General features: G+C 52.8%; 12 protein-coding genes. 1 reads left to right on the top strand and 11 read right to left on the bottom strand.

The features are described from left to right. Positions 1–299: 299 nt before the first annotated feature. The 11 genes from KQI79_RS01110 to KQI79_RS01060 all read right to left on the bottom strand — a co-directional run bounded on the left by KQI79_RS01110 (position 300) and on the right by KQI79_RS01060 (position 10,620). Positions 300–1,304 (bottom strand): LacI family DNA-binding transcriptional regulator, encoded by a 1,005-nt coding sequence (locus KQI79_RS01110; RefSeq protein WP_216536353.1) that lies wholly within the window; start codon positions 1,302–1,304, stop codon positions 300–302. A 99-nt stretch (positions 1,305–1,403) separates the two neighbouring features. Continuing rightward, positions 1,404–1,811, bottom strand: coding sequence for a DUF2500 domain-containing protein (locus KQI79_RS01105; protein ID WP_216536352.1), 408 nt, complete (start codon positions 1,809–1,811; stop codon positions 1,404–1,406). A 51-nt stretch (positions 1,812–1,862) separates the two neighbouring features. After that, complete coding sequence (locus tag KQI79_RS01100) at positions 1,863–2,723, bottom strand: PHP domain-containing protein (protein ID WP_216536373.1); 861 nt, start codon at positions 2,721–2,723, stop codon at positions 1,863–1,865. Between the two features lie 4 nt (positions 2,724–2,727). Next, positions 2,728–3,651 carry a selenium metabolism-associated LysR family transcriptional regulator gene (locus KQI79_RS01095; protein WP_216536351.1) on the bottom strand — a complete coding sequence of 308 codons (924 nt, stop codon included), beginning with the start codon at positions 3,649–3,651 and terminating at the stop codon, positions 2,728–2,730. A gap of 59 nt (positions 3,652–3,710) precedes the next feature. Further along, entirely contained in the window at positions 3,711–4,148 is a 438-nt protein-coding gene (locus KQI79_RS01090; protein ID WP_216536350.1) for a hypothetical protein, read from the bottom strand. Between the two features lie 108 nt (positions 4,149–4,256). Beyond that, positions 4,257–4,520: a YlbG family protein gene (locus tag KQI79_RS01085; protein ID WP_216536349.1), complete on the bottom strand. Its 264-nt coding sequence runs from the start codon at positions 4,518–4,520 to the stop codon at positions 4,257–4,259. A 23-nt stretch (positions 4,521–4,543) separates the two neighbouring features. Next, positions 4,544–4,996, bottom strand: coding sequence for a YlbF/YmcA family competence regulator (locus tag KQI79_RS01080; protein WP_216536348.1), 453 nt, complete (start codon positions 4,994–4,996; stop codon positions 4,544–4,546). Between the two features lie 44 nt (positions 4,997–5,040). Beyond that, positions 5,041–7,086, bottom strand: coding sequence for a helicase-associated domain-containing protein (locus KQI79_RS01075; RefSeq protein ID WP_216536347.1), 2,046 nt, complete (start codon positions 7,084–7,086; stop codon positions 5,041–5,043). Continuing rightward, positions 7,083–8,798 (bottom strand): DNA repair helicase XPB, encoded by a 1,716-nt coding sequence (locus KQI79_RS01070; protein ID WP_367398120.1) that lies wholly within the window; start codon positions 8,796–8,798, stop codon positions 7,083–7,085. The genes KQI79_RS01075 and KQI79_RS01070 overlap by 4 nt, the downstream gene beginning before the upstream one ends. Positions 8,799–8,816: 18 nt before the next feature. Continuing rightward, a complete protein-coding gene (locus tag KQI79_RS01065) occupies positions 8,817–9,242 on the bottom strand; it encodes a CBS domain-containing protein (protein WP_216536345.1) in 426 nt (141 codons plus the stop codon). Between the two features lie 241 nt (positions 9,243–9,483). Then, positions 9,484–10,620, bottom strand: a complete 1,137-nt coding sequence (locus tag KQI79_RS01060) for a M20 family metallopeptidase (protein WP_216536372.1) — start codon at positions 10,618–10,620, stop codon at positions 9,484–9,486. A 300-nt stretch (positions 10,621–10,920) separates the two neighbouring features. Between KQI79_RS01060 and KQI79_RS01055 the strand changes: the two genes are divergently transcribed. Further along, on the top strand, positions 10,921–11,268 hold the full coding sequence (locus KQI79_RS01055) for a YugN family protein (RefSeq protein ID WP_216536344.1): 348 nt from the start codon (positions 10,921–10,923) through the stop codon (positions 11,266–11,268). Positions 11,269–11,274: the final 6 nt, after the last annotated feature.

Raw genomic sequence — 11,274 nt, 5'->3', positions numbered from 1 at the left:
ACTCGATTTTTGAACTGGGTTTAGTTTGGTGTTGTCTTTTTTCCTGACTCATTGACCTGTTCCTTAAAGTAAATTTCCAATTCTCATGAATCAGGGGCTTGACATCTTACCGCTGGACTATTTTGTATTCATAGTGTTTGTAAAACTGCTTCCAAACAATCCGTGCGGCGAACATTTGCGGCCGATTTGATTGAAAGCGATGAATAAACTTATCGACATTATTGCTATCGTTGGCAATTTTAAAAGGGAACAGCCGATCCGTTTGAATAACGTTGACTGCCGAACGGGGAACTCGGTTCTTAGATCGATTCCCTTTCAACAATGGTCGGCATAATCATGATGCGTTTGGCTGACACGTCTTTCCGCTCGATCTGTTCGATCAGCAATTGCAGCGCAGTTTCGGCGATTTCCGCCTTCGGCTGGTCGATCGTGCTAAGCGCCGGGAACAAGTATTGCCCCATTTTCAAGTTATCGATGCCGAGAATGCCTATATCCTCGCCGATCTTCACCCCGTTCTCGGCAAGTGCGCGATATACGCCAAGCGCGCGTTCGTCGCCGGAAACGAAGATCGTTTGCACGCCGCTAACATCGTTGATCAGCTTCAACGTCGCGCGGTAACTCGATTCAAGATCGGTCAAACCGAATATGACCGGATTCGTCAGCTGTTTCTCATTGCAAAATTGGCGAAATCCTTCGGCCCTTTCCTGATTGACCACCGATTTTTCGTTCCCGAGCAAAAACGCGAAGTGGACGAAGCCGTTTTCATAAATATACTTTGCCCCTAAATAACCCGCGTATTTGTTGTCCAGATCGACATACGACGTTTCGTAGTGGCTATTGTCCTTGCCGATGACGGCGAACGGAATTTTCCGTTCGTGGAAATATTCAATCCGCTTATCCCCGACTTGCGGGTCGAAAATAATCGCGCCGTCGCACAGGCCGTGCTTGACCAAATAAAACCCGTCGTTCTCGTCTTCCTCGAAACTGTCGGGAGACGAGGCCGATATGAGCATGCGAAGATTTTTCGACTTCACCAACCGCTGCAGTTCGACCAAAATTTCGTTATGATACGCCCCCCAGTACACCCCCTGACGTTGATCGATAAAAACGACGATTTGATTCGTTCGTTTTTCCTTCAAACTTCTCGCAATCATATTGACCGAGAAGCCCAGTTCTTCGATAACGGCTTGAACCTTTTCCCGCGTTTCTTTCTTGACGTTCGGATCGTTGTTAATGACGCGCGAGACGGTACGGATCGAGATTCCACTTGCTGCGGCGACATCTTTAATCGTAACCTTTTTCATCGCTTCATACCTCTAAATTCAGCTTTGCCAACGATGGCATTTCTTATGCTTTCATCATATTCGATCCCGATCCGGTTGTCAACAACAAAAAAACGCAGGCTATACATACCCGCGTTTCATATCTCGTTGGAACCCTAAATATCTTGTGCCTTGAAAGGTTAATTTCCCCGTGTCGCCTTCCGCCAACTGCCCGTATTCATTCCCGGCCACTCGAAATTCGAGCCGGTCCCCGCTTTCCACTTCGAATGTCACATAGTACGTCGTGTCGGTATGGCTATGCATATGCCCGTCATGCGTATTATGACGATGCCTAACATCGGTTCGTTTGCCGATCAGCCTCGCATCTACCGACAACACCGGCTGCTTATTGTTATGCGACCATTGCGACACGCCTTTGAAAACCGAGAAAAGGATCGCGATAATAATGACGGCGAATACGATAAAGAAAAAAACCGGAAAAAGATCCCATATGCCCCCGAACGGACTTCCGAATCCTCCCACATCCATGACGAATCCCACCTCTATCATTCATATAGTCCGACACGCTTCAACGTACGTTTATCGTTCCCCGCGCCGCAGACGCGGCAATATATCGACGCTCACCGTGCGTCCCCCAATATCGCCGTGAAATACGATCCCTTGCCTGGCGCCGTGAAAATCGGATCCTGCCGTCGCGATCAATCCGTGACGTTCCGCCATCGCCGTATACCGTGCTTGGTCGGCTGGCGAATGATCCGAATGATGCGCTTCAATGCCTGCGATGTTCGTTTCGCGGATGATCCGCTCCACCAGCGCGTCGTCGCCGTAGAGCCCCGGGTGAGCCAGGACCGGCGTTCCTCCGGCTTCGCGTATCCATTGAACCGCTTGATGCGGCAAAATACGGGGAGGATTCACATAGGCCGCTCCCTGCTCGCCCAAATACCGGTCGAACGCATCGCGTAGATCGGCGGCATACCCTTTCCGCACGAGAACGTCGGCAATATGCGGCCGGCCGATCGATTCGTCCGGCATAAGCGGGCGGCCGAGTTGGGCAACGACTTCGTTCATCGTAATCGGGATGCCGAGTTCTTGAAGCTTGGCGATCAGCATATCGTTGCGCCGTTCGCGTATCGAGCGAAGTTCCCCGAGCCGTTCCAGAAATGTCTCTTGCTCGCAATCGATATAATAACCGAGAACGTGGATATCCGTTCCGGACAGGACGGTGCTGATTTCCACGCCGGGAACGACGACGATGCCGAGCCGTTTTCCTTCCTGCAAAGCTTCTTCGACGCCCGCAACCGTATCATGGTCGGTGATGGCCACCGCGGCGAGCCCGGCAGCCTTGGCCAGTCGCACGTTCTCAGCAGGCGGCTGCATGCCGTCGGAAGCGCTTGTATGGGTATGCAGATCGGCACGCCCGTCATTCGAACCGTTAGACATCATCTCAATCCTCTCTTGATGGTATGGGCGCGGGCGCCTGTTCCCGCAAAAACGTTAAGAACGTAACGGCCGTAATCGGCAATATTGTCGATTTTAAATAAATGGAATAAAAGCGGCGTTTAAATTCAATGCCGCGAATATCGATGATTTTGACGAGCCCTAGCGCCACTTCATGCTTCACGGAAGACGGCGACAAAACGGCAATGCCCAGGCCCGCTTCCACCGCCGATTTGACCGCTCCCGTACTGCCAAGCTCCATGACGGCGCGAACGGATTTCATCTCGATGTTTCGAAGCCGCAGCTCCTCTTCCATCACTTGCCGCGTTCCGGAGCCTTGCTCGCGCAAAATGAACGGATATTGCAGCACTTCCTCCATCTCAACCTGCTCGAATTCGGCCAGCGGATGGCCCGCGGGAACGATCAGCTTCAATTCGTCATGCATAACGGCATCGATTTGCATATCCGGATGTTCCACCGGCGCCTCGATCAAACCGAAATTGAGCTGGTGGCTGCGTATTTCCTCCAAAATTTGCGCCGTGTTGATCACTTTCATGCTGATTGTTATTTTCGGATATTGTTGGCCGAACGGGCCGAGCAGCCGCGGCAGCACATATTCGCCGATCGTCAAGCTGGCGCCGAGTTGGAGCCTGCCTTGCAGCATATGCGTAAATTTGGACATCGTCACTTCCGTTTCTTTCACGAGATCGATGCTTTTACGGGCGAACGGCAGCAACGCCCTTCCCGCTTCGGACAGCTCGATTTTTTTCGTGGAACGGTGCAGCAATTTGGTGCCGAAATAATCCTCCAACCCTTGAATCTGCATCGTCACGGCGGGCTGCGTCATATGCAATGCTTGCGCTGCCGCGGAGAAGCTTCCCTTTTCCGCTACCGTATAAAATATGTGAAGCTGGTGAAAATTAAACGCCATTTCCCCTCCTAAAAAAAGCATGCGGCGATTTATCCGCATGCTTGCATATTTGAAACGGTTTATTTGCGTTTACGGCTATTTTTGATCAGTGTCATCCGGCGAGAGTGGCGCAGCCAGGAATAATACGTTTTCAAATCGCGGAGCTCGATCGTTTCGGACATGCGCCCCAAAAACGTAACGATAATCATTTTATGCAGAGGGTTTCCCGCAATGTCGATTTCATTTTCCAAAATAGGAAATTCCGCCACAACAACGAGATCTTCATCAATAAGATATACGTCCTGTTCATTACGATAGTAAGGTTGAATGCGGTTCTGTTTCAAGCATTCCCAAATAAACATGGCAATATCGTCATAGCCGGTTTTGTCGCGCTCAACACGTTCGGCCCAACGATTTAGTGCATGGTTCGTAATCACGACGTCCGCAACCTTCTTATCGCCTAAGGTTACGTAGAAAGGCTCATACGTGCTGTAACGCTCCATAACCTTATCTCTCATTGGGGTACCACTCTCCATTAGATAGGTCTTACTACCTAAGTATATACCCATTATATTACATGATTGCTGAATATTTCTCAAGACTTTATTTTAATGAATATGATGAAGTTATATACTGTAAAACCTCGTTTTATCCGGAATATCCTTGGAATATTCCGTTTTGATTTCATTCCGGTAAGAACGTTCGATGCGTTTGACGAAAGCGAGCCTGCGCACGTTTTTCATCGCCTCTTCCGCACGGTCCGCATTCACATACATAACAACATAATGCATTCTACGCGAAATATAATGAACGGTTCCGTATTTCTCCAGATTTCTGGCCGCTTTCAGATCCGACACCCAAATAATATACCCCGTACGTTCCGCAAACATCGATAACCCCCTCTTTCAACCTACTAACCGCATGATCCGGCGCAACCGCCGCCGCCGCCGCAATTGCAGCCGCCCCGTTTCGGGTTCGGATCGTTGCTGGGAACCTTGATCGTTTCCGATACCGAATAGGCGATCGTAGCAGATATATTGTACAGCATTTCATCCAGCAGTCTTTCCGCTTCTTTAAACCGTCTGACTTCCTCGTACGATTCCAATTCCTTCTCCGCTTGCTCCATGCTGTCCTTGGCCGCATGATAATCGGGATGGAAATGGCCGAAGCGTTGGCATTCCTCGAAAAGCTCCTTTTTCTTGACGAACTGCCGGATCGCCGCCTGAATTGCCTCGTTTCCTTCGACCCGCCGCTTCCAAAACAAATAATTTGCAACATCGGCAGAATTATTAATCATATCGCCCAACTCATAGGCGTTCGTCAGCAGCGAGGCCATATCGATCGTGTTCACTTGGGACACGCTCATATTCTCATCTCGCTTTACTATAAATTTGTTGCAACTCTATCATATCATGAAAAAGGATGTTGTTCGAATTTTTTTTCATCCGTTCCAGGAACGACCAGCTTCATTTCCTCCCAATCGCTCGGAAACAGCCGTTGTTTTCCCGCATCGTCCGCGCCGTACCAATATCCTTCCACCGACCAGTCTTCTTTCGTCGATTGCACGCGAAGAGGGAGGAAGGGCATCGCCTGCCCGTCTTTTTGCAGCACGACTTGCGTCTGCCATTCGACCGCGAGCTCCATCATTTCTTTGCGCGTCGACGCATGATAAGAGCGCATTTGCTTCGTCCACATATTCGGCAACGTTTCCAGTTTCGGAAACAGTTCGTTCAAATCGGGAATTTCCATATCCAGATCATAATAAACCAATGAAGAGCCGGTGTAAACGATTCCTTGGGAAGCGAAGTCTCCGGCATCGTCTCCCGCCCCGTTCCAAGCGCCGTCGTCAAGCAAACGGTTAGCCGCAGGCGCCGAATCCAGACGCGGGAACGATGGGGCGGGCAGGGCGCCTTCCCCCGCAATTTGCCTTTTCGGCGTATATCCGATTTGTTCCAACAACGGCCGAATTTCTTCGATCCGTTCCTTGGCGACGATAAAATCCGTCTCGCCCAGCGGCTGCAGCATGCCGTTCAGCAGGGAGGAGTTCCGTATCGCGGCGGCGACTTCGCCGTCTTCGCAGCGCAATAGCGTCGTTTCGGCGAAATGCACCTTGCCGTATTGCGACTTCCATTGTTCCAGCGCGATAAGAACGTTGTCGGGTATGCCCGCGGCGGACCATTCGCCGAGCAACCGTTCGATATCATGCGGCGATCTGCCGTTTTCCACCGCATGGACGAAACTTTCCTTAGCGAGAACATAAATAACGGCGATATCGCTTTTAAGCCGTTTCGCGCAGCATTCCAATTCCCATCGCACCGCAAACGGCACATCCGGAGGAACGATAATTTCAAAGTCCGGCTGTACGTAAAAAGAAGGGCGAAAATGCGCCCCGATCGCGCAATCCCCCATTCGTTCCAGCGAATCCGCCTCATATCCCCGGTCCGCCTCAAAGCGCGTACCGCAAATCCAGCGAAACAGCAAATCGCCTTCCTTGCCCCGCCCGAGCTCCATCCAGCCCAGCGCGCATAGCACGCTTAGCCAGCCTTCCCAAATCGTCTCCGCCGTCATCTCCCGGGACAGTTCGCTTTGCGGTCCGAATTCGTGCAGACGAATCCACTCAGCCGCATCCTCCGCGCGGTACCAACGCCCCGGCGTCAATTCGTCGAAGCAGAGAGCGTATGCCAAATGCTGCAGCCAGCCTTCGCGCGGAGTATACCGTTCGACGAACAAACGGAGCAATTCGGCCTGCATCCGCTCCGCCGGCAGATGCAGCCATTCGTTCAGGCGCGGGAAAACCAACTGGAACCGCTCGGATTCCTTGCGCAGCAGTCCTAGCCGCAACGCCATATCCAGAACCAAAACGAAGGCGGGCGAATAGATTTCGGCATGCGCATACGCAAGCCTAAGCGGCGCGACGTCGCGGTCGCTAAGCTCCAACTCGGAGGAAAGCTTCTGTATGTTTCGTTTATGAACCGTCCCTTTGCCCGTCAGCGGAAGACCGTGTTTGGCGGTAAACGACAAGGTATAGAACAATTCGTAGACGAGTCCCCGCTTCGCTTCGCGAACAACGTTCGCCGCGCCGGCTTCGTTCTCGTCAAGCGGCTGCAGGCGCAGAGGAGCGACTTCCCGCTGCAAGAGCGGAAACAGATCGATCGGAATAAAAAAAAGCCGCTCTCCCCACGTTTTTTTGACCGCGTAAAGAAGACCTTTTTGTCTCAGGCGCATCCAGCCCACTTTGATTTGCGCTCCGCTCAACCGTCCATCCGCCATCTTATCCAGATCGGCCATCTCGAACGGCGCAAGAGCATGCCTTTTTACAATGCGCTCAAGGGCGGCAAGCTCAAGCGGGGAAAGCCTGGCGATCGCCGATGACGCGTCCGGCCGTCCGCCGAACCGTTGCGCTTCCTCCCCTTCCGCCGTCCGCTTGAACCGGCGAAATATTTCATTCGTATTCATGTTCCCGCCACCTCCTGATAGCGCCGCATCGCATCTTCGCCGACCGTTTCAATCTCGTACGTATAGCCTTGTTCAACGAGAAACAGCTGCCTTTTTATCGCAAAATCCTGTTCTTTCGAATGCGAAGAAACCAATGTATAAAAATATGCATCGCTTCCGCCCCGCTTCGGCCGCAAAATGCGTCCGAGCCGCTGCGCTTCCTCCTGCCTCGAACCGTAGCTGCCCGAAATTTGGATCAGCACCGTCGCATCCGGCAAATCGACGGCAAAATTCGCCACCTTGGACACGACCAGCAGTTTAATCGCCCCGCTGCGGAATTCGGCGTATAGCTCGTTGCGCCGCTCCTGCGGCATCGAACCGGTAATGAGCGGCGCGGATAACGCGTCCGAAATATAGCGAAGCTGATCCAAATATTGCCCGATAACAAGCGTAGGCACTCCGTCATGCTGCGCAAGCAAACGGCGAACCCAATGCAGCTTGTCCGGATTCTCGCAAGCGATGCGAAATTGATGTTTCGGCTCCGCCAGCCGGTAGCGCTCGAGGGAAGGGAGCCGCAGCGGCAGTCGAATTTCCCGGCAACGGACGCGAGCGATCCATCCTTCGCGCTCCAACCGCTTCCAAGGCAATTCCAGCCGTTTCGGGCCGATTAGCGAAAAAACGTCCTTCTCGCAACCGTCCTCGCGAACCAAGGTCGCCGTAAGCCCGAGTCTCCGCGTCGCCTGGATGTCTGCGGTCGCGCGAAAGACGGGTGCCGGGAGCAAATGAACTTCGTCGTATATGATCAAACCCCAGTCCCGTTCGTTAAACAGCTTCATATGCGAGAAATCGTCCGTTTTCCGTTTGCGGTGCGTCAATATATGGTACGTTGCGATCGTAACCGGCTTTACTTGTTTCGTAAGGCCGGAATATTCGCCGACATCGTCCGCCGCGATCGTCGTTTTGTCGAGCAGTTCCGCCTTCCACTGGCGCACGGACGTTACATTCGAGGTCAGAATGAGCGTCTCGCATTGCAATCTCGCCATGGAGGCGATGCCTACCACCGTTTTGCCGGCGCCGCATGGCAAAACGAGCACGCCGCTTCCTCCCGGGTCCGCGCCCCCTTTGCCTGTAAATGCGTCCGCCGCCAGCCGCTGATAGTCGCGCAAGCGAAACTCCCCTCCTCCGGGCAGCTCCTGCCGTAAGGACACGGCAAGCGGCCTTCCTTCATGGTATCCGACGAGATCGACGACGGGATAGCCCAGTCTGGTTAATTCCTGTTTCAACAAGCCGCGATGGCGCGGCAGAACGGAGACGGTTGTGCGGCTTGTCCGCAAGCCGAAATAAGAACACGCGGTTTTCTCCGCGTGCAATTCGTCGAGCGTCTCTTCGTCCGCCGCTGCCAGTTGCAGCGTTTGGCCGGCTTTCTCCAGGCGGAGCTTCCCGTAACGCGACATCCACAGTCGAATTTGCCGCTCGACCGCAGACGGAAGATCCCATTTGGAATACCCTCTCAGCGCGGAGACGACCTCCTCCGCGGTTAAGCCGGATGCGGCCGCATTCCATAAAGATAAAGGCGTAATCCGGTACGTATGTACGGAGACAGGGCTTTTCACCAATTCGGCAAAGCGAAACAGCATGTCGCGCGCCTCTTCGAACGAAGGATGTTCCGTCTCCAACAGTACGGTAAAATCCGTTTGTACGATGCAAGGTTTGGCTGATCGATGAAACGGCACCTGTCTTCCTCCTAACATTTAGTGGACGTAATGGTTTTCCGAAATTTCGCTGAGCGCTTGCCCGGCTTCGTTCACGAATATATGTCTGATCGCCAGATCGCCCAGCGAAACGATGCCGACCAATTCGCCGTTCTCCACGATCGGCAAACGCCGGATTTGTTGATCGGCCATCAATTGGGCCGCATCGTCCACCGACATATCCGGGGACGCGGTCCGAATCGAGGAAGTCATCACTTTATCGACGGTTTCCGAGCCGGAATGCTTCTCCGCATACCCGCGCAACACCAAATCGCGGTCCGTAACGACCCCGACCATTTTTTTGCCGTCCAGGACGGGAATAAAGCCGATATCGTTCTCTTTCATTTTCACCGCGATTTCGTATAAACTATCGTTCCGGTTCGCCGTTACGCAATCCTTGGACATAATGTCTCTTACATTTCTCATGTGAATCCTCCTAAAAGTTTTGTGAAGCTTTGCTTCTTGGGTGATCTTCGCAACAAAACTCGCTTCGGAAGCATATGCCTAAGTTTTGTGAAGCTTTGCTTCTTGGGTGATCTTCGCAACAAAACTCGCTTCGGAAGCATACGCTTTGCATATGCACTGCAAATAGATTGCCCGAAAGCGGGAGGAAACATTCATAGACCGCAACCGAAAAGTCAAACTTTTCGGCGCGGCCGGAAACTCTTTATTTGCCGTCTAAAGCATAGTCGACCGCCATCCGAATCATCACCTTGGCCGCATTCATCATCGACGCTTCGTCGATATCGAACCGGGGATGATGGTGCGGATGCACAATCCCGTCGCGCTCGTTCCCCGCTCCTACGAATAGGAAGCAACCGGAAACGCGCTGCAAATAATAGGCGAAATCTTCAGCCGGCATGACCGGCCGGCAGCGCTCGACCTTCGCCTCCCCGAACAATGCCGTCGCAACGCGGAAAAACCGTTCCGTTTCCCGTTCATCGTTCACCAGCGTCGGATAGCCTTCCAAATATTGGATCTCGGCTTCCGCGCCGTACATTGCGCAGGAGTTGCGCACCGTCGCTTCGATTCGGTCGCGAATCAATGTCCGCGTATGCTCGTCGAACGTTCGGACCGTCCCCTTCAAACGGCAGCGGTCGGCAATGACGTTCTGGGTCGTCCCGGCTTGAATCGATCCGACCGACACGACCGCAGGTTGAAGCGGATCGACGCTGCGGCTCACGACGGTTTGCAGATGGAGGACGATCGACGCCCCGACGACGACGCTGTCCACCGTATCATGCGGCAAGCCGCCGTGTCCGCCTTTGCCGATGACATCGATGACGAAATCGTCTACCGAAGCCATCATCGGCCCGGGAGCGGACGATACTTTCCCTGCCTCGAGCGGCGTCCATAAATGAACGCCGTAGATGACATCGACGCCATCAAGCGCACCGTCGCCGATCATTCGGATCGCTCCGCCCGGAATCACCTCTTCCGCCGGCTGAAACAGAAAGCGGATTTCCCCGCGGAGCAGGCTGCGGCGCTCGCTGAAATACGAAGCGACTCCGAGCAGCGTCGCCGTATGCCCGTCATGCCCGCAAGCATGCATGACCCCTTCCGTTTTCGATGCATATCCGCACTCTTTCTCATCCTGAATGGGGAGCGCGTCGATATCGGCGCGCAAGGCGACGACAGGCCCCTCCAAGCTTCCTTTTAATATGCCGACCACTCCATGTCCCCCGACGCCGGTTCGAACGTCCATACCCAAATTCCGCAATGTCTCGGCCACGAATCGGGAAGTGTTATATTCCTGAAACGACAATTCCGGATGTTGATGCAAATATCTGCGCCATTCCACCATTCGCGGAAATATGCGATCCAATAGGGATTGATCGATTTCCTTATTCACTCAAAACACCCCCGCAAGAATTGAAATATCTCTGTTCATAAATTTTCGCCCATTCGATCCGAATTTGTCTATACCCATTTCACAAAATATTCAAAACCATAATTCACCAACTGTCGGGACTCAAGGCTTGCACAACTTTGGGAAACATACTATCATGAAAAGAGAAGATGAACGCTAAGGATGATGGCGTATGCTTCCGCTGCGAAGCGCAGCCCGAAGCATTTTCCAAAATTATGAGGGGGAACGATAACGATGCTATTTGAAAATACAGGCCTGGTTGGATTGAAAAGCGATCTGGCCTATTTGGACGAATCGATGGATAAAGTCGGATTTTTCCGTTCGCAATGGGATTACAATTTCGCTACATACGACCTCAAATTCGAAGACAAGAAGAACAATGCGGATTATTATTTGCGCATCAATACGAGACCGATTGACGGAAAACTGGAAAGCCCGCATGCCGTATTGGAGATTGAAGCGGTCTACATGGGCAAAGCGATGCGCCCGCAAGGCATCGAATACGAAAGCCCGATTCCGCAGCATTTGCTGACCAATGCGACGCAGAGACTGGAAGATCTCAAAAGATTGTTGGATGCATAGCAGGTA

Origin of the sequence: Paenibacillus sp. MSJ-34, assembly GCF_018918005.1 — a bacterium.
Taxonomy (GTDB): Bacteria; Bacillota; Bacilli; order Paenibacillales; family Paenibacillaceae; genus MSJ-34.
Note: the sequence above shows the minus strand (reverse complement) of the source record. Positions and strands in the feature narration are given on the sequence as shown.